The organism is Nocardia sp. NPDC047038, assembly GCF_040644075.1.
GTDB classification, from domain to species: Bacteria; Actinomycetota; Actinomycetes; order Mycobacteriales; family Mycobacteriaceae; genus Nocardia; species Nocardia sichangensis.
Genome location: NZ_JBEYVQ010000015.1, coordinates 97,953 through 116,459, shown reverse-complemented (window position 1 = coordinate 116,459; position 18,507 = coordinate 97,953). Strand labels below are relative to the sequence as shown.

The 18,507-nt window shown below is 68.7% G+C and carries 17 protein-coding genes and 1 pseudogene; 7 read left to right on the top strand and 11 right to left on the bottom strand.

What is annotated here, in order from left to right; all coding sequences use genetic code 11:
* Positions 1 to 309 precede the first annotated feature (309 nt).
* The gene (locus ABZ824_RS32590) at positions 310 to 771 is read left to right on the top strand and encodes an SHOCT domain-containing protein (protein ID WP_356967839.1); all 462 of its coding nucleotides are present in this window, start codon (positions 310 to 312) and stop codon (positions 769 to 771) included.
* Positions 772 to 789: 18 nt separating this feature from the next.
* On the opposite strand, the gene ABZ824_RS32585 is transcribed toward ABZ824_RS32590, so the two are convergent.
* The gene (locus ABZ824_RS32585) at positions 790 to 1,122 is read right to left on the bottom strand and encodes an SHOCT domain-containing protein (protein WP_356967837.1); all 333 of its coding nucleotides are present in this window, start codon (positions 1,120 to 1,122) and stop codon (positions 790 to 792) included.
* Positions 1,123 to 1,131: 9 nt separating this feature from the next.
* Entirely contained in the window at positions 1,132 to 1,584 is a 453-nt protein-coding gene (locus ABZ824_RS32580; RefSeq protein WP_355078236.1) for a DUF6325 family protein, read from the bottom strand.
* A gap of 295 nt (positions 1,585 to 1,879) precedes the next feature.
* On the opposite strand from ABZ824_RS32580, the gene ABZ824_RS32575 reads away from it, so the two are divergent.
* The 3 genes from ABZ824_RS32575 to ABZ824_RS32565 are packed head-to-tail and all read left to right on the top strand — an operon-like array spanning position 1,880 to position 5,161.
* Positions 1,880 to 2,359 carry a hypothetical protein gene (locus tag ABZ824_RS32575; RefSeq protein ID WP_356967835.1) on the top strand — a complete coding sequence of 160 codons (480 nt, stop codon included), beginning with the start codon at positions 1,880 to 1,882 and terminating at the stop codon, positions 2,357 to 2,359.
* Positions 2,360 to 2,417: 58 nt separating this feature from the next.
* A complete protein-coding gene (locus ABZ824_RS32570; protein WP_355078238.1) occupies positions 2,418 to 3,830 on the top strand; it encodes a hypothetical protein in 1,413 nt (470 codons plus the stop codon).
* 35 nt (positions 3,831 to 3,865) lie between these two features.
* Positions 3,866 to 5,161 carry a diacylglycerol kinase family protein gene (locus ABZ824_RS32565; protein WP_356967833.1) on the top strand — a complete coding sequence of 432 codons (1,296 nt, stop codon included), beginning with the start codon at positions 3,866 to 3,868 and terminating at the stop codon, positions 5,159 to 5,161.
* Positions 5,162 to 5,164: 3 nt separating this feature from the next.
* Here ABZ824_RS32565 and ABZ824_RS32560 read toward each other — a convergent pair whose 3' ends face one another.
* Positions 5,165 to 6,259 (bottom strand): isocitrate/isopropylmalate family dehydrogenase, encoded by a 1,095-nt coding sequence (locus ABZ824_RS32560; RefSeq protein WP_356967831.1) that lies wholly within the window; start codon positions 6,257 to 6,259, stop codon positions 5,165 to 5,167.
* Between the two features lie 79 nt (positions 6,260 to 6,338).
* Here ABZ824_RS32560 and ABZ824_RS32555 point away from each other — a divergent pair, with 79 nt between their 5' ends.
* Both ABZ824_RS32555 and trxA read left to right on the top strand, forming a co-directional pair.
* A complete protein-coding gene (locus ABZ824_RS32555) occupies positions 6,339 to 6,869 on the top strand; it encodes a 2'-5' RNA ligase family protein (protein WP_355078240.1) in 531 nt (176 codons plus the stop codon).
* A gap of 47 nt (positions 6,870 to 6,916) precedes the next feature.
* A complete protein-coding gene (gene trxA / locus ABZ824_RS32550) occupies positions 6,917 to 7,288 on the top strand; it encodes a thioredoxin (protein ID WP_355078241.1) in 372 nt (123 codons plus the stop codon).
* A 160-nt stretch (positions 7,289 to 7,448) separates the two neighbouring features.
* On the opposite strand, the gene ABZ824_RS32545 is transcribed toward trxA, so the two are convergent.
* Positions 7,449 to 7,886 (bottom strand): 2-keto-3-deoxygluconate kinase, encoded by a 438-nt coding sequence (locus ABZ824_RS32545; protein ID WP_356967829.1) that lies wholly within the window; start codon positions 7,884 to 7,886, stop codon positions 7,449 to 7,451.
* Positions 7,887 to 8,312: 426 nt separating this feature from the next.
* Here ABZ824_RS32545 and ABZ824_RS32540 point away from each other — a divergent pair, with 426 nt between their 5' ends.
* On the top strand, positions 8,313 to 8,627 hold the full coding sequence (locus ABZ824_RS32540; protein WP_356967827.1) for a DUF6191 domain-containing protein: 315 nt from the start codon (positions 8,313 to 8,315) through the stop codon (positions 8,625 to 8,627).
* A gap of 70 nt (positions 8,628 to 8,697) precedes the next feature.
* Here ABZ824_RS32540 and ABZ824_RS32535 read toward each other — a convergent pair whose 3' ends face one another.
* The 7 genes and pseudogenes from ABZ824_RS32535 to ABZ824_RS32505 form a co-directional block, all read right to left on the bottom strand.
* The gene (locus ABZ824_RS32535; protein ID WP_355078244.1) at positions 8,698 to 9,192 is read right to left on the bottom strand and encodes a carbonic anhydrase; all 495 of its coding nucleotides are present in this window, start codon (positions 9,190 to 9,192) and stop codon (positions 8,698 to 8,700) included.
* A 200-nt stretch (positions 9,193 to 9,392) separates the two neighbouring features.
* Positions 9,393 to 12,137: a DNA polymerase I gene (gene polA, locus ABZ824_RS32530; RefSeq protein WP_356967825.1), complete on the bottom strand. Its 2,745-nt coding sequence runs from the start codon at positions 12,135 to 12,137 to the stop codon at positions 9,393 to 9,395.
* Positions 12,138 to 12,252: 115 nt separating this feature from the next.
* Positions 12,253 to 13,929, bottom strand: coding sequence for a DUF885 domain-containing protein (locus tag ABZ824_RS32525; RefSeq protein WP_356967823.1), 1,677 nt, complete (start codon positions 13,927 to 13,929; stop codon positions 12,253 to 12,255).
* Positions 13,930 to 14,221: 292 nt separating this feature from the next.
* Complete coding sequence (locus ABZ824_RS32520) at positions 14,222 to 14,917, bottom strand: ABC transporter ATP-binding protein (RefSeq protein WP_245562527.1); 696 nt, start codon at positions 14,915 to 14,917, stop codon at positions 14,222 to 14,224.
* Between the two features lie 174 nt (positions 14,918 to 15,091).
* A pseudogene (locus ABZ824_RS32515) lies at positions 15,092 to 16,036 on the bottom strand (ABC transporter ATP-binding protein); the annotation flags it as partial.
* Positions 16,033 to 17,451, bottom strand: a complete 1,419-nt coding sequence (locus ABZ824_RS32510; RefSeq protein ID WP_356967821.1) for a branched-chain amino acid ABC transporter permease — start codon at positions 17,449 to 17,451, stop codon at positions 16,033 to 16,035. The pseudogene ABZ824_RS32515 and the gene ABZ824_RS32510, both read right to left, overlap by 4 nt.
* Positions 17,448 to 18,485 (bottom strand): branched-chain amino acid ABC transporter permease, encoded by a 1,038-nt coding sequence (locus ABZ824_RS32505; protein WP_355078248.1) that lies wholly within the window; start codon positions 18,483 to 18,485, stop codon positions 17,448 to 17,450. The genes ABZ824_RS32510 and ABZ824_RS32505 overlap by 4 nt, the downstream gene beginning before the upstream one ends.
* Positions 18,486 to 18,507 lie beyond the last annotated feature (22 nt).

Below are 18,507 nucleotides of genomic sequence, written 5' to 3'. Positions count from 1 at the left end.
CGAGTTTCTCCGGATCGACGGATGAACCGAACGACTGTCCGGACACTCGAAAATTGATGTGCCCTCGAATATTCGAGCGACACGGCGGCGGTGAAACGTTCCCTCTTTCGGACGCTTCGCACCGACGCCCGCACCGAGCACCGATGCGGGCTGCCCTACCGAACAAAGAGATATACGGCAGGCAGAGCCCGGCAAGCGCACAGAGAAAGGTTTGTTTTCCGGCCACCGGGCCGTCCGACGGTCCGATCCAGGACATGGTGAGCCGCGGATTTCGAATACGCCGCGGGCTCGTCAGAGGAGGTTCACATCATGGATTCGTTCTGGGACTACGTGTGGTACACGATCCTCGTATTCGCTTTCGTGGCATACCTGATCGTGCTGTTCCAGATTCTGGTCGATCTGTTCCGGGATCACTCCGTCTCGGGCATCGCCAAAGCCGTGTGGGTGATCGCCTTGGTGGTGTTCCCTTACCTCGCGGCATTGGTCTACCTCGTCGTCCGGGGCCGGGGCATGGCCCTGCGCGCCCAACATGCCCAGGCAGAAGCGAAACAAGCCACCGACCAGTACATCCGGGAGGTCGCGGGCAGGTCTCCCGCGGAGAGCATCGCCGACGCCAAAGCCCTCCTCGACTCCGGCGCGATCACCGTGGCCGAATTCGAGCAACTCAAGGCCCAGGCACTGGCAGGACAGCAGCCCGGTGCGGCGCCGCAAGCGGGCGCGGCGCCGACGCCGCAACCGAGCGGGGCGCCCACCCGGCCTGCGGGTCGGTGACCAGCGCCGGTTTCGCGCTCAGGAAGCGAGGATGCGGGCCTTCTCGGCCTCGAATTCGGCTTCCGTCAGTACGCCCTGAGCTTTGAGTTCGGCGAGTTCCTTCAACGCGGTGATCCGGTCCATGCCCGCACCGCCGCCACTCGGCGGTGCGGGCGCGGGCTGCGGCGCGGCGGGTTGCTGCGCATACTGCTGCTGCGCGTACTGCTGCTGCTGCTGCGCGTACGGGTCGTACTGCGACTGTTCCTGCGCCGCCCAGCGTTCCCCCTGACGTCGGGAGACCCGATTGGAGACGGCGGTCGCGGTGCCCGCGACGACGGCGGTGCGGGCGACTCCGCGAAGCAAACCTGGCATGACTGTCTCCTATCGACTCTGTGCCTCGAGGGCATCCAACGACGACAAAAGGCTTTGCACCGGGATGCGCCCGGAGGCAACGAGTTGAGCGCCGTTGCGGCGCAACGCGGACGCGAAAGGCGCCGCCCACCTGTTCTCGTAGACCAGGACCGCGGCCGAACATCCCGGTTCGAGCGCCGCCCCGGCTTCCCTGCGGTCGGCTTCGTCGAGCAGGCCCGAGCCCGCCTCCGCGAACAGGGTGATGTCGAAGTCCCCTTCGAGTCCCATGTCGGCGATGTCGATTCCGGTGAGGGAACCGTCGGTGTCCTTGCGGACGAACGCCAGATCGAGGACCCGGACTATGCCGCGCTCGACGAGGTCGGCCAGCATGGGCAGCGCCGAGCCGTCCGGGGGTCGATCCGGGGGAAATTCGATAACGAGATAGTCAATAGGGCCTATCGCGTCGATATCGGTATCGGTCACCGGAAGCCTCTTTTCCGTTGCGAAATGGAGAAATTCGTTCGAATCGGGCCGCCGTGCCGATCGGCCTCTCACAGGTCTGCCGGAATACGCACCGGCATCCCGGATCCGAGAAATGACAACTTCGAACTCGGCTGCCATCCCGATGCTAATCTCAGTCATAGCGTACGCCGCCGACCGCCACCCGGTCGCGAAACCTTCAGCCCGGCCCGGACCCTCAGGTTCGAAGCCCGTCCCGACATGGCGTGCATGCGCACATCCCATGCCGATACGAAATCGCCGCGAAAGGGAACCGCAAATGTCGCAACACACGCCTGTGGGCCAGGAAAACCACCGCGTCCGGCAAGGCATCGCCGCGGGCACATCGATTGCGGCCGCGATCATACTGACCACCGTCGGGTTCCTTCAGCTGTTCCAAGGAATCTCGGCGGTCGCCGAGGACGAGTTGTTCGTCCAGGGCCAGCAGTACACCTTCAAATTCGACTTCACCGCCTGGGGATGGACTCACATCGTGCTCGGCGTGGTGATGATCGTCGTCGGCATCGCGTTGATGACCGGCGCGACCTGGGCGCGGGTGTCGGCGATCGTCATCGCGGCGCTGTCGATCATCGCCAACTTCCTGTGGCTGCCGTACTACCCGGGTTGGTCCATCCTGATCATCGCGCTGGACGTGGTGGTGATCTGGGCCGTCACGACGTGGAACCCGGAGACCACGTTCCAGGGGCCGGGTTCCGCCGCCGGCCCCGGAGCGCCGCCCTCCGGCTCGGCGACGGCCTGAGCAGCGCGGCTGCCGGTCGCGTCCCGCAACCCGAATCCGTTCCTGGAGTGAGGAACCCATGGATTCCAACGCGAGTGACAATGCACCCGAACGTCGGCTGAGCGCGGACGAACGCGCCGAGCTCGAGCGCCTGCGCGCCGAGGTCGCCGCGCTGCGGACGGAGGCGCGCGGTGCGCCGCCGCGAGTGTCGCGGCCACCGCGGCATGCGTGGCGGTGGACCGCGGTGGTGATATTGACGGTGCTGGTCGCCGTCCTGGCGATCACCACGGTGCTGGCGCGCTTCGTGCGCGGCGAGATCCTCGACACCGACCGGTACCTGAGCACGGTGGCGCCGCTGGGGTCGGATCCGGCGCTGCAGACGGAGGTGGCCGACACGGTCACCGACGAGATCTTCGCTCGCGTCGACATCGAGGGCCTGACCGCGGACGCCCTGGCCGCGCTGACCGACGCCGTTCCGGCGACCGCGAACCGGCCTCGGGTGGACCGGGCGGTCGAGGGTCTGGCGCCGGTGATCACGCAGCAGGCCCGCGGCTTCGTCAACGACACCGTGCTGTCGTTCGTGCGCAGCGACCAGTTCGAGGATCTGTGGGTGCAAGCCAACCGCGCCGCCCACACCGCGCTGGTGGGGGTGCTGACCGGCCACGTCGGCCCGCAGTCGGTGACCGTCGACGAGAACGGCACGGTGAGCCTCTCGCTGCGCACCGTGATCGAGAACGTCAAGGCGCGGCTGATCGATCGCGGCTTCACGTTCGCCGAGAAGATCCCCGCGGTCGACAAACAGTTCGTGTTGTTCCGGTCGCCGGAACTGGTACGGGCGCAACGGGCGGTCGACAATCTCGACAAAGCTTCGGCAGTGCTGCCGTGGGTGACGATCGCGGCCGCTGTGGCCGCGATCGCCGCGGCACCCGTCGGCCGTCGCCGCCGCGCCCTGGCCTTCGTGGGTCTCGCGCTTGCGGTGGGCATGCTGATCTTGGCGATCGCGCTGATGATCGCGCGAGCGGTGTATCTGGACAGAATGCCGCCCGATGTGCTGTCCCCGGACGCGGCCACCGTCCTCATCGACACGGTGCTGGTTCCGCTGCGGACCGCGCTGCGCGGGGTCGCCGTGCTCGGTCTCGTGATCGCGGTGGGCGCTTACCTCACCGGAGGGTCGGCCTCGGCCACCGTGGTGCGCCGCGATTTCGGGCGTGCCATGGACGCGGTACAGCGACTGCGGCGATCGCGTCCGCCGAACCCCGTGGAGACCTGGGCTTTCCGGGCGCGCACCGCGCTGCGCTGCGCGATCATCGGCATCGCCGCGCTGCTGCTGGTGTTCTGGCGCTACCCCACCGGTCTCGTGGTGGTGTGGATCGTCCTGGGCGCGCTGCTGGCGCTGCTCCTGCTGGAGCTGTTGATTCGTCCCGCTCGGGCCTGGCAACAACCAGCCGAGCCCGAAACGAAGGACGGGGCCACGGCCGGGACCGGTACGTGATGGCGGGAGCGGAGCGCCGCTCGGCGCAGCCGCCGATGGCTGGGCAGTGGTGGGCCAGGGCGGCATTCGCCGCCGTGATCGCCGCGGCCGTGCTGCCACTCGCGGTGGCCGGGCTGCTCGGTCTGCTCACCTTGCTGATCGCCGTGACGGGCGGCGTCGCGGTCGGCGTCGCCGGAATCTACTGGTCCTTGGTCAACCGTGGCGCGGTGCGGGTCGCTTCGGCGGCTCTGGCGATCCTGGCGCCGGTCGCGGTGGCGCTTCTCTTCGTCCGGGAGCGTCAGCTGTGGGTGGTGCTGGTCTCCGGAGCCCTGGTCGCGGTGGCCGTGGCGTGCGCACGCCGGGCATTGCGGAACGATCCCGGCGAGTCGCGACTGCCCGAGTTCCCCGCCGCCCCGGCACAACACCCGTTCCTGGTGATGAATCCCCGCTCCGGCGGGGGCAAGGTGGTCGAGTTCGATCTGCCACGCAAGGCCAGGGAACTCGGCGCCGAAGTGGCGCTGCTGTCCGGGTCGCATCCGATCGATGTCGCCGCGCTGGCCCGGCGAGCGGTTCAGCGGGGCGCCGACCTCCTCGGCGTGGCAGGCGGCGACGGAACGCAGGCCTCGGTCGCGGCGGTCGCCGCGGAACACCGGCTACCGTTCGTGGTGATCGGCGCCGGTACGCGAAACCATTTCGCGCGGGATCTCGGACTGGATACGAAGAACCCGGCCGCGGGCTTGGCTGCGCTGCGCGACGGTGTCGAGATCCTGGTCGACCTCGGCACCGTCAACGGGCGCACGTTCGTCAACAACGCCTCCTTCGGCGTCTACGCGGAGGTGGTGCGGAGTCCGCAGTATCGCGACGACAAGACCGGGACCGTGTTGCGCCTGCTACCCGACCTGCTCGGACGTGGTTCCGACACCGGGTTGCGAGCGCGCATCGGCAACGTGTCCGTGGACGGGCCCCAGGCGATCCTGGTCAGCAACGGCCCTTATGCCACCGGCGATCTCGCGGGCCTCGGCCGCCGCGCCCGCCTGGACGCGGGTCTGCTCGGCGTGGTGACGGTCACGGTGGCGAGCACGCGCCAAGCGGTGGGCCTGCTGCGGAGGGCGCACGATCGCGGTCTGGTGCGGCTCACCGCCACCGAGGTGGTCGTCGACGCGGACCGGGCCGAGATCCCGGCCGGTGTGGACGGCGAATCCCTCCGCCTCGAAACGCCGGTGCGCTGCGCGATCTCGCCGGGCGCGCTGCGGGTGCGGGTGCCGCGGACCCGGCCGGGCACGCGGGTGCCGCCACCGACGCTGAACTGGGCGCGGTTGCGAGAACTGGCCGGGCCGCGCAAATTTCGCTGACCGCTACCTGCGATGCACCCTGGCGCAAACCTGCTCGGTGAATTCGCTGGTGGATGCCAGTCCGCCGAGGTCGGCGGTGGCGATGCCCGCCTCGAAGGTCGCGGCGACGGCGCGTTCGATCCGCTCGCCCGCCCGCGCCAGGGCCATCTCGGCGTCCCGGGTCGCCAGCCAGCGCAAGAGCATCGCCGCCGACAGTTGCAGCGCCACCGGGTTCGCCCGGTTGTGCCCGGCCAGCGACGGGGCCGCGCCGTGCACCGCCTGCGCCATGGCCGTGGTGGCCGAACAGTTGAGCGACGCGGCCAGTCCGAGCGATCCGCTCAACTCACCGGCCAGGTCGGACAGGATGTCGCCGAACAGGTTCTCGGTGACCAGGACGTCGTAGTCGGAGGCGGCGCGGACCAGGTGCGCGGCCGCCGCGTCGACGTGTTCCTCGTCGACCTCGATTCCCGGGTAGTCCTGGCCGACCGCGCGGCAGACGTCGCGGAACAGGCCCATGGTCAGGGGCAGGACGTTGGCCTTGTGCACGATCGTCACCCGTTTGCTCCGGGTCGCGGCCAGCCGGAACGCCTGATGCGCGATCCGCTCGCAGGCGGCCCGGGTCACCAGTCCGACCGACATCGCGATGTCCGGCGTCGGCCGGAATTCCCCCGACCCGGCGAACATGTTGCGGTCGGCATAGAACCCCTCGCTGTTCTCCCGCACGATCACCAGGTCGATATCCGGGGCCGCCGCGTGCACACCCGCGAAGGCCCGCGCGGGACGGATGTTGGCGTAGAGGTCGAAATGCTTGCGGATCACCCCGCCCGGCGCGACGCGATGTTCGGCCGGATAGGACGCGTTGTCGTGCGGGCCGAGAATCCACGCGTCCACACCGGCCAGCTGCTCGAGCGTCTGCTCGGGCAGCGGAGTGCCGAACTCGGTGATGGCCTGGTGTCCCATGGCCAGTGGCACCCACTCGACCGGGGCGGCGCCCGCCGCGGACAGCGCCTCGTCGACGACCTGCCTGGCGGATCGCACCACCTCGGGGCCGATGCCGTCGCCGTCGATCAGGCCGAGTCGCAGTGCCCGGTGCGCCCGGGGTCGCTTCACGTCGTTCACCGGGACATCCTCCCGCCGGCGCGCCCGGCCGCCGGAACCGGCCCGCGGACACGCCGGTTGCGGCTACCTTCGGGAGACCATGGTGCAGTCGGTCGAACTACTCCTCGACGAGGCCGCCGACACGGAGATCCGCCGCCAGTGGCAACTGCTGGCGGAAGCAGGCGTGCCGAGCCTCGCCGCGCGCACCGACGAGTCCAACCGCCCGCACATCACCGCAGGGGTGGCCAGGCAGATCTGGCCGCGCATCGAGCAGGCGCTGGACGAGCAGGCCTTCGCGCCGATCCCCGTGCGGCTCGGCGGGCTGGTGGTCTTCGGCGCCCGCCGCTCCATCCTGGTGCGGATGGTGGTCCCGTCCGAGGCACTGCTCGCCCTGCACCGCCGGATCTTCCACACGATCTCCCCGTGCCCCGGCGTTCCGGCCAACCTGCATCCGGACGCGTGGACCCCGCACATCACCCTCGCCAGGCGGGTGCCCCCGCACCAGCTCGGCGAGGCCATCCACGCCGTCGCGCGGGACCGGGATTTCCCCGCGACGGTGCTGGGTATCCGTCGATGGGACGGGGATCAGCGGCGCGAGTGGCCGGTCGGCCGGATCCGTCGTGGAAGATAACCGAGGCAGCCCGCGTTGTAGCAGGCACACCGAAACGAGAGGACGTCATGGCCACCCAGACGCTGACCCAGCACAATTTCGATGAGGTAGTCACCGGAAACGACGTGGTACTCGTCGATTTCTGGGCCGATTGGTGCGGCCCGTGCAAGAGTTTCGCACCGACTTTCGAGGCCTCCTCCACCAAGCACCCCGACGTGGTGCACGGAAAGGTCGACACCGAATCCGAGCAGGGCCTCGCGGCGGCTGCCAACATCCGCTCCATCCCGACCATCATGGCTTTCCGGGAGGGCGTGCTGGTGTTCGCGCAGCCCGGCGCGCTGCCGCCCGCGGCGCTCGAGGACCTGGTGACCCAGGTCAAGGCGCTGGACATGGACGAGGTGCGCAAGCAGCTCGCCGAGCAGCAGAAGGCCGAACAGTAGTTCGCGTGGCGCGGTGCGGCACTGCGCCACAACGGAATTCACTCGGGCCCGGGGACGGACACGCGAAAGCGGCAGTCCGTGTCCGGGCCTGTCGCACGTCAGTGGCCGGGCGCGAACCTCGGGGCGGCAGGCCGCCGCCCCGAGGCCGAATGACCCGATGTCAGGACACGCCGAGCAGGTTGACGCCCGCGATCATGGCGCGGACCGTCGACTCGGCGCCGTCGTCGGCGATCGCCGCGCCCCAGCCGCGCCTGCCGTTGCATTCGCACTGCACGAAGGTGGCGGTGCCCTCGGCGGTGCGCCGCTGGTGGAATTGCAGGATCTCGACGGGGTAGCCCTCCTCGTAGAGGGCCGAGGTCATCGCCGCGACGGGGCTGCCGGTGGCGACGACGGTCCGCAGATGCCCGGCGAACTCCAGCGTGGCGGTGAACTCCGCGGTTCTGGCGCCCGCGGGCGACCACTCGCCGAGCCGGATCGGACCGCCGTGCGCACAGTAACGGCTGTGGAACTCCGCCGAGGTCAGCCCGGTGGCTTCGGCCCGTAGGCCCTTGGGCGCGGCGGCTTGGAACATGTCTGTATCAAGAGTCAGGATGGTCATTGAAAGTAGGTCTTCCCGAAGAATGTCGTGGCTCAGTTGACAGAGGGGACCAGCACTAACAAGTGGAAATGCCCGCAGCGAGGGGGCCGGCCCGAATCAGACCCCGCTACGGCGGGCTACTACGAGAACTCGGGGAAGCGGCGCCACCATCGCGGTGAGCGGAAGTAGCTCGGCGCGATCCTCGGACACGGAGGCGGTAGCCTGCGTTGCCACGGAGGGCCCGATGAGCGACGCCGAAAGCAAAGCGCTGTCGCGGTCTGCGACATGGAGCGCTGCGCTGCGGCGGTCGGCGGGTTTCGGCACGGCATCGAGGATAGGGACATCGCGGCGCAATAGCAACCACATTCGATGCCCGAATTGTCTACTGGCGAGTATCAAACGTGCAGTTCAGCGCGGTGCGGCCAGAGCGAGGGTAGCGTCGGTGACATGGGTCTCCTCGTGGCGATGACCATTCCGGGTCTGGCCGTCCTGCTCATCCTGTTCGCCTTCGCCGAAGTCGCCTGTAACAAACTCACCGGCGGCCGCGCGCTGCCCTGGACTCGCAAGCGGTCGGGGCTTCCCGTCGCGGCGGCGGGGTTCGAAGAGGTCACGGCGGTTTTCCAAGGCGGCAAGCACCACGAGTTCGAGCAGCGGATGACGACGCTGATGCATCGGGAGGACGCATCCGACGGCGCGCCACCCCGCGACGAGGTGGATCTCGGCGCCGGATCGGCGCGCCTGATCGTGCGACAGCCCTCGTGAAATACGCCACAACGCAGTGAGATCCGGGTGACTTCACCCGGATCCCACTGGCGCAGTGTGAAATTCGTCCCTATCGGGGCAGAACCTCGTTCAGCTTTCCGGTGGCGACGTCGAAGACGAAGCCGCGGATGGAGTCCTTGTGCGGCACGAACGGGCTCGCGACGATGCGCGCGATCGATTGGCGCACATCGGTTTCCAGGTCCGAGAAAGCCTCAGCCGACCACTCGGGCTTGATGCCGGTCTCCTCCTGGATGCTCGCCTTGAAGTCGTCGTCGGTGAAGGTGAGCATGCCGCAGTCGGTGTGGTGGATCAGGATGATCTCCCTGGTCCCCAGCAGCCGCTGGCTGATGGCCAGCGAGCGGATCTCGTCGGCTGTGACGACGCCGCCCGCGTTGCGGATGACGTGCGCCTCGCCCTCGGCGAGGCCGAGCGCGCCGTAGACATTGAGCCGCGCGTCCATACACGCGACCACGGCCACGCCCTTCGCGGGCGGCAGCGGCAGCGGGCCTTGGAAGGTGCTCGCGTACGCCGCGTTGTTCTCCAGGTACTCATCGGTGACAGTCATGGGCCATCCCCTGCGCTCGGTATGCGTGAATCCCTATATATGACCAGCCTCACGGTAGGTGGCCGCGCGGCACGGGACATGGGTCCTGTTCACCGTGATTCGTTTACTTGCGCGCGGTGGCCCGATGATAGCTCTCGGGATGCCTGATGCCGGGCCCGTGCGGTGGGGCCCGGCATGTCGGTGCGGTGCGCCCGCGCCGGTCAGTGCGCGGCGGAGTCCCAGCTGCGGCCGACGCCGACGGAGACCTCCAGCGGCACCGAGAGGGCGATCGCGGCGGACATCTGCTCACACGCCAGCGCCTCGAGCGTCTCCCGTTCCCCGTCGGCGACCTCGAACAGCAGTTCGTCGTGGATCTGCAACAGCATCCTGGAGCGCAAACCCGCCTCGCGCATCGCCCGGTGCACGTTGATCATCGCCACCTTGATGATGTCGGCCGCGGTGCCCTGGATGGGGGCGTTGAGCGCCATCCGTTCGGCGGCCTCCCGGCGCTGCCGGTTGCTGGAATCCAGATCGGGCAGGTACCGGCGGCGGCCGAACAGCGTCTCGGTGTAGCCGACCTTGCGTGCCTGCTCCACCACCTCGTACAGATAGTCGCGGATGCGGCCGAAGCGGGCGAAGTAGACCTCCATCTGCTCCTTCGCCTCGGTGGTGCTGATCTTCAGCTGCGCGGACAGACCGTAGGAGCTCAACCCGTAGGCCAGGCCGTAGGACATCGCCTTGATCCGGCGGCGCAGTTCCGAGCTCACCTCGGAGATCGGGATGTCGAAGGCCTTCGACGCCACGAAGCTGTGCAGGTCCTCCCCCGAGTTGAACGCCTCGATCAGGCCCTCGTCCCCGGACAGGTGCGCCATGATCCGCATCTCGATCTGGCTGTAGTCGGCGGTCATCAGCGACTGGTACCCGGAGCCGACCACGAAGGTGTCGCGGATCTGCCTGCCGGTATCGGTGCGGATCGGGATGTTCTGCAAGTTCGGTTCGGTGGAGGACAGCCGCCCGGTGGCCGCGATCGTCTGGTTGAACGTGGTGTGGATGCGACCGTCCTCGGCGACGCACTTGAGCAGGCCGTCGACGGTGACCTTCAAGCGCGTGGCGTCGCGGTGCGTGAGCAGATGCTCCAGGAAGGGGTGCTGGGTCTTCTCGTAGAGCGATTCCAGCGCGTCCGCGTCGGTGGTGTAGCCGGTCTTGGTGCGCTTGGTCTTCGGCATGTCCAGCTCGTCGAACAACACCACCTGCAACTGCTTGGGCGAGCCCAGGTTGATCTGCTTGCCGATCACCTCGTAGGCCGCCTCGGCCGCCTCGGCCACCCGGTCGGCGAACTGCCGCTGCAGCGTCGCCAACTGGTCGGTGTCCACCGCGATGCCCGCTTCCTCCAAGGTGGACAGCACACCCAGCAGCGGCAGCTCCATGTCCGCCAGCAGCGGGGTGGACTCGATCTGGGCCAGTTCCCCGTCGAGCGCGTCGGCCAGGTCGGCGACGGCACGCGCGCGCAGCATCTGCGCCCGCGCGAGTTCGGCGTCGACGGCGTCCTCGTCGTCGAGCAGCGACAGCTGCGCGGTCTCGCCGGTCTCGGCGCGCAACTCGCGGTGCAGGTAGCGCAGTGACAGGTCGTCGAGGTTGAACGTGCGCTGGCCCGGGCGGACCAGATACGCCGCCAGCGCGGTGTCGCTGGTCAGCCCGCCCAGTGCCCAGCCGCGGCCGCGCAGGGCGTGCAGGGCGGCCTTGGCCTCGTGCAGCGCCTTCGGCACGGCCGGGTCGGCCAGCCAGGTGCCCAGCGCCGCCTCGTCCTCGGGGGTGAGCACCGTGACGTCGATATAGCCGCTCTCGCCGTCACCCGCGGCGATGGCGAGCGCACGAACGTCACCGCCGGCCGGGGAGCCGGTGCCGAGGATCGAGACACCGTGGCGCACACCGGCTTTCGCGTGCTCGGCGAGCCAGTCCGCGACCGCGCCGATCTCCAGCGCGCCGCCGCTGATCTCGAAACCGGCCTCCGCCTCCGGCTCCGGCGGAGCCAGCGTCTCGAACAGCCGGTCGCGCAGCACGCGGAACTCGAGATCGTCGAACAGCTGATGGATCTTCTCGCGATCCCACGGCCCCTGCGCCAGCTGATCGGGGGTGTACGGCAGCGGCACCTCCCGCATCAGCTCGGTGAGCTGCCGGTTGAGCACCACGCTGCTCAGATTGGCCCGCAGCGCGTCGCCGACCTTGCCTTTCACCTGGTCGACCTTCTCGACCAGCGTGTTCAGGTCGCCGTACTCACGGATCCACTTGGCCGCGGTCTTCTCCCCCACGCCGGGAATGCCGGGCAGGTTGTCACTCGGATCGCCGCGCAGCGCCGCGTAGTCGGGGTACTGGTTGGGCGTGAGGCCGTATTTGGCCATCACTTCGTCAGGGGTGAACCGGGTGAGGTCGGACACGCCCTTGCGCGGGTACAGCACCGTGACGTTCTCGTTCACCAACTGGATGGAGTCCCGGTCGCCGGTGACGATGAGCACGCGGAAACCCGCGGCCGTCGCCTGCGTGGTGAGCGTGGCGATGATGTCGTCGGCCTCGAAGCCCTCGATCGCCATCACCGGAATGCCCAGCGCGCCCAATACGTCCTTGGTGAGTTCCACCTGCCCGCGGAACTCGTCCGGCGTGGTGGTGCGGTTGGCTTTGTACTCCGGATACGCCTCGGCGCGGAAGGTCTGGCGCGACACGTCGAACGCCGCGGCCACGTGCGTCGGCTTCTCGTCGCGCAGCAGGTTGATCAGCATCGCGGTGAAGCCGTAGACCGCGTTGGTGGTCTGCCCGGTGACCGTCTTGAAATTCTCCGCCGGTAGCGCGAAGAACGCGCGATAGGCGATCGAATGCCCGTCCAGCAACAGCAGCGTCGGCCGGTCTCCCGAGCCGGGATCGCCGGAACCGGACGCGGGGGCAGGACGCGGAGCGGTCGTGGGTGAACTCACGCCCCAGAGTCTAGGGACCGGCACCGACAAGGCGATACGCCGACACCCGGCAGCCGGAGCCGCCGGGACCGGATTCCGGTCCGCGGGGCGCGAGTACCGGTCGCGCCCCGCGCCGTCAGAGTGTGCCCGCCAGTTCCCGCAGCACCGGCAGACTCACCGATCCGGAGCCGAGCACCACGTCGTGGAAGGCCTTGATGTCGAAGTCCGCGCCGAGCCGCTCGGTGGCCGCCACCCGCTGGCGCAGGATTTCCAGCTGACCGATCTTGTAGCCGACCGCCTGCCCCGGCATCGCGATGTAGCGGTCCACCTCCACGGTGATCTCGGCCAGCCCGACCGGCGCGTTGGCCACCATGAAGTCGATGGCCTGCTGCCTGCTCCAACCTTTCGCGTGCAGGCCGGTGTCGACCACCAACCGGCAGGAGCGCCAGGAATCGCCCGCCAGCATGCCCAGGCGGCCGAGATCGTCCTCGTACAAACCCATCTCGTCGGCAAGCCGCTCGGTGTAGAGCGCCCAGCCCTCGACGAAGGCGGTGTTGGCGAAGGACTGGCGCTGGAAACGCGGCAGGTGATCGAGTTCGTTGGCGATGGTGAGTTGCAGATGATGACCGGGGATCGCCTCGTGGTAGGCCACCGACGCGGTCTCGAAGCGCCCACGGCCGGTGGGATGGTGCTGGTTGACGAAGTACGTGCCCGGCCTGGACCCGTCGGCGGCCGGCGGGAAGTAATACGCCGCAGGCGAATCCGCGGCCAGGAACTCCGGCACCGGGACGATGTCGCAGGACTCCTTCGGCAGGCGCCCGAACCAGTTCCCCATTTCGGCGGTCGCCACGGCCAGGGCGCGGCGGGCGTCGAACATGATCTGCTCGGCGTCGTCGTAGCGCAGCGCGGGATCGTCGCGCAGCCGACCGAAGATCGCACCGAGATCGCCGGTGCCGAACAGGCGCGCGCCCACCGTCGCGTATTCCTCGCGCAGCTTCGCCAGCTCGGCGAGGCCGAGTTCGTGGATCTCGTCGGCGCCGAGATCGGGCAACGTGGTGTGGTGGCGCAGCAGCCGCCGGTAGATGTCCTCGCCGTCGGCGCCGAGCCAGCACAGGCCCGGCTGGTCGTCGGGACGCGCGGCGGGCAGCAGTTCGTCGTACAGCGCGTCGCGGTAGACCTGGAACGCAGGCCGGATGACATCCCGCGTCACCTCGGTCAATTCGGAGCGCCATGCGGCCTCGCCGTCCCAGCCCTCCGGACCGGCGAAGGTGACGAACGGATCGGCGGCCACGTCGGAATCCAGGTAGCCGTCCAGCTGATTGAGCGAGCGCTCGATGGCGATCCGGGCGGGCGTGCGGCCCGCGGCCAGTCCCGCGCGGAACCGCTCCACGGCCTGGCCGAGCATGTCCCCGAACTGGCGGTAGCGGCGTACCAGCGCCAGCGCGTGCTCCGGCCGCGGCGCGTTCGTCTGCGGCGCCACCATCAGCACGCCCGCGTGCACGCCGTTCATCTGGTCGGAGGCCAGTTCCAGCGGCCGCCACTCCAGATGCTCGACCGCACCGTTCAATTCGGTGCGCAGCAAGCTGCGGGTGATGCGGTCGCCCTGGCTCAACCCCTCGGCGTCGAGCGCGTCGACCGCGCGCAGCAGATCGCGCCAGGTCGACAGCAACCGCTGTTCGGCGTCGACGGACAGATCCTCGATCCGATCGTCGAAGCGGCGGTCGCCGAGCAGGGTCGCCTCGCTCGGCGCCGCCTCGAGGACGCTGTCCCAGTACCGCTCGGCCAAGCTCATCAGCTCGTCGTGACCATCCATGGTCACGATCATGCCTCGAGCCAGGCCGCGCGGCACCGGAGTCTGCGGCGAGCCAGGCGAAGCCGCCCCAGCGAAGGCGAAGGTACGCATAATCGGCGCAGTCGCACGTAGTCCGTCCTCAGCCCGCGCATGGCCGCAGCGAAGGCGGAGGTACGCCTAAACGGCGCAGTCGGACGTAGTCCGTCCTCAGCCCGCGCATGGCCGCAGCGAAGGCGGAGGTACGCCTAAACGGCGCAGCCGGACGAAGTCCGTCCTCAGCCCGCGCATGGCCGCAGCGAAGGCGGAGGTACGCCTAGCCCACGCCGAGATACGCCGATTTCACCGCGGGATCGGTGAGCAATTCCGCGCCGCGGCCGGTCTTGGTGACCTCACCGGTCTCCATGATGTAGGCGCGGTCGCTGCGGGCCAGCGCCTGCTGCGCGTTCTGCTCCACCAGCAGCACCGTGGTGCCCTGCTGGTTGATCTCGCCGATGATCCGGAAGATCTGCTGGATCACCATGGGCGCCAACCCCATCGACGGTTCGTCGAGCAGCAGCAGCCGCGGCCGCGCCATCAGCGCGCGGGCGATGGCCAGCATCTGCTGCTCACCGCCGGAGAGCGTGCCGCCGACCTGCTTGCGCCGCTCCAGCAACCGGGGAAAGAGCTCGAACACCCACTCCAAGGTCCGGTCGTACTCGGCCTTCTGCTTGAAACCTCTTCCGTAGCAACCCATGTCGAGGTTTTCCTGCACCGTCATGCCGGGGAAGACGCCCCGGCCCTCCGGCGCTTGGATCAACCCGTGCAGCACCCGCTCGTGCGCCTTCATCTGGGTGATGTCGCGACCCTCGAACAGGATCCGGCCACGCGTCAACGGCAGCAGTCCCGACATCGCGCGCATCGTGGTCGTCTTGCCCGCGCCGTTGGCGCCGAGCAGGGTGACCAGCTCGCCCTCCGCGACGGTCAGCGAGATCCCGTGCAGCGCTTGGATCCTGCCGTAGTTGACGACCATGCCCTCGACTTCGAGCAGCGGTGTGCCCGCTGCGGTCTCGCGTGCCGTCTCCGCCACCGGCTCGGTGGCCGCGGCCTTGGCGAGCGGCACCGCCTCCGGCTCGGGCCCGGACGGCGCGACATCCCCGGACGCGCCGTCTTCGCCTGTGGCGGAGCCGGTTTCGACCGCTTCGGCGTCCGGCACGCCGAGATACGCGGCGATCACGGCGGGGTCGTCCTTGATGTCCCCGGGGAGCCCGTCGGCGATCTTGCGGCCGAACTCCAGCACCACGATCCGGTCGGTCACGCCCATCACCAGCCGCATGTCGTGCTCGATGAGCAGCACGGTGAACCCGTCGTCGCGGATCTTGCGGATCAGGTCCATGAGCGCGGACTTCTCGCTCGGATTGAACCCGGCCGCTGGCTCGTCCAGGCACAGCAGCTTCGGCTCGGTGGCCAGCGCGCGGGCGATCTCCAGGCGACGCTGGTCGCCGTAGGACAGGTTGCGCGCCTTCTCCACCGCGCGCGGAGCGATCCCGACGAACTCCAGCAGCGCCATACCGCGCTCGATGGCGTCGCGTTCCTCGCGCCGATGCCGCGGCGTCCGGAACACCGCGCCCGGCACCGACGTCTTGTGCCGCGCGTCGGTGCCGACCACGACGTTCTCCAGCGCGGTCATCTCACCAAAAAGGCGCACGTTCTGGAACGTGCGGGCGATGCCGAGGCGAGTGATCGCGTTGCGTTTGGTCTTGGTCAGCGGTTTGCCGTCGAAGTAGACCAGTCCGGAGGCGGGTTGGTAGACGCCGGTGATCGCGTTGAAGCACGTGGTCTTGCCGGCGCCGTTGGGTCCGATGAGACCGAGGATCTCGCCGCGGCGGATCTCGAAGCTCACCTGGTCCAGCGCGGTGAGCCCGCCGAACTGCACCGTTAGGCCCTCGGTCCGCAGCAGCGGCGCACCCACCGCGGTCTCGATCTCGCGGCGCGGGGCGACCACTTCCGCCACGGTCTCCGCGTCGGCGAGTTCCGGGATCACCTGGGTGACGTCGACCGTGCCCGCGGACTCGGCCTGTGGCTCGGCAGCGTAGCCCGCGGCCATGTCCTCGTTGTCGAACAGCGCGTCGCCCGCACCCGGCCCGGTCATCGGCCCGCTCCGATCGGCTCGACGGGGGCCGGTCTGCGCACGGCCTGGTACACCTGCCTGCCGTAGGTGAGCAGCTTCTGCCGCACCGGGAACAGACCCTGCGGACGCAGAATCATCATCACCACCAACGCGATGCCGAAGTACAGATATTTGAGGTCGCCCAGCGACTGCGCGCCGCCCTTGCGGAACAGCAGCACACTGCCGAGCAGCAGCAATGCCAGCACGCCGGTCACCACCATCGCGGTGATCACGCCGCGCCGCGGCCATACGCTCAGCCGGCCCGACCACAGCCGCCACGCGACGATCAGCGCGACGAACACCGCGACATCGATCGCCAGCAGGACGTACCCGGTCGACTCGTTGCTCACCAGGTTCACCGACTGCAACCTTGCGGGCAGATAGGCGATCACGAACGCGCCGAAGATCACCCCGAGCTTGTTGCCCTGCCCGCCGATGACCACCGCGCACAGGAACAGCATCGAGTTGATGATGTTGAACCCGGTGGGATTGATGAACTGCACCTGTCCGGCGTAGATCGCGCCGGACATGCCGCCCACCGCGGCGCCGATCATGAACGCCCACAGCTTGAACTTGAACGTCGGCACGCCCATGATCTCGGCCGCGTCCTCGTCCTCGCGGATGGCGACCCAAGCGCGGCCGACGCGGCTGCGCTCCAGGTTCCCGACCAAGAGCAGCACGATCACCACCAGCACCATGCCGAGCCAGTACCAATAGGTGCCGTAGCCGGCGCGGTCGAGCAGGTCGGCGCTGTCCGGGTTGCCGCTGTTGCCGCCGGAGAACACGCCTTCCGGTCTGCTCGCGGACTCGCCGACGTGCGGGTACGCGACACCCGACAGGCCGAGGCTGCCGTTGGTGATCTCGGTGAGGTTCTCCGCGAGCAACCGGACGATCTCACCGAAGCCAAGCGTCACGATCGCCAGGTAGTCGCCGCGCAGGCGCAGCGTCGGCGAACCGAGGATCAGACCGGACACCGCGGTCACCGCGACCGCGATCGGCAGGCACGCCAGCCAGGCCCATTTCGGATCGAGCCAGCCGCCGTCGGTCTGGTTCCACGGGCTGTTGGGGCTGGTGAGCAGGCCGACGGTGTAGGCGCCGACCGCGTAGAAGCCGACGTAGCCGAGATCGAGCAGGCCCGCCTGCCCGACCACGACATTGAGGCCGATGGCCAGCAGCGCGTACATCGCGACCTGCGCCATCACCAGGCCGAAATTGTAGGAAGGGGTGTTCAGCAGCGGCGGCGGGAACAGCGGGAGCAAGGCGAGCAGGAGCAGGATCGGGACGCCGACGCCCCACTGCGCGGGCCTGCTCAAGCCGTCCCACCAGGTCCGGATCGCGTCCCCGAGGCCGCGGCGCGCGGGGTCCGGCGTGGCCGCCGTCGTGGTCGTGTCGGTCATGCGCGCGCCCTTCCGAGACTCTCGCCGAGGATGCCCGTCGGGCGAACCATCAGCACCAGAACGAGCACCACGAACGCGACCACGTCACGCCACTCGGTGCCGAACAGCATCTGGCCGTACTGCTCCACCACGCCGAGCACCAGACCGCCCAGCAGCGCGCCGCGCAGGTTGCCGATGCCGCCGAGCACCGCGGCGCTGAACGCCTTGATACCGAGGATGAATCCGCCGGAGTAGATGATCCCGTTCGGGATCTTCAGCGTGTACAGCATCGCCGCCGCGCCCGCGAGCACACCGCCGATGAGGAAGGTCAGCATGATGACCCGCTCCCGCGAAACGCCCATCAGCGTCGCGGTGTCGGGATCCTGCGCCACGGCGCGGATACCGCGCCCGAACTTGGTCCGGTTGATCAGGACTTCGGTGACGATCGCCAGCGCCACGGCCGCGATCACGATGAGCAGCATGATGTTGGTGACGTCCGCGCCGCCGAAACTGAACTGCACGGTGGGCTCGACGAGCCGGATGGCCTGCTGCGCGTTGGTGCCGCCGAGATCGGGGCGGATCTTCGGCAGCACGAAGTGCACCAGTTCCTGGAGGACGAACGACATGCCGATCGCGGTGATCAGGAAGGCCAGCGGTTTGGCGCCGCGCTTGCGCAGCGGACGATAGGCCACCCGCTCCAATCCGACGGCCGCGCCTCCGGATACGAGCATGCCCACCACCATCGCCAAGCCCAGGTACACGACCGTGAGCGCCACGCCCTGGGTGTAGGCGTCGGGGCCTGCCGTGAATCCGAAGATCATCAATCCGATCAACTGGCCGAACAACCCGAGCATGAAAATTTCCGAATGGGCGAAATTGATCAGCCGCAATACGCCGTACACCAAGGTGTAGCCCACGGCGACCAAGGCATAGATGGCGCCATAGGTCACGCCGTCGACGGTCAGCCGCCAGAAATTATCGATCAGCCCCTCGTAGTTGAAGTCGACCGAGCCGGCCGCGAGTTGTACCCCGGCGGCCAATGCCGTTTGTTTCATTTATTTCTGCCCTCATCCATTC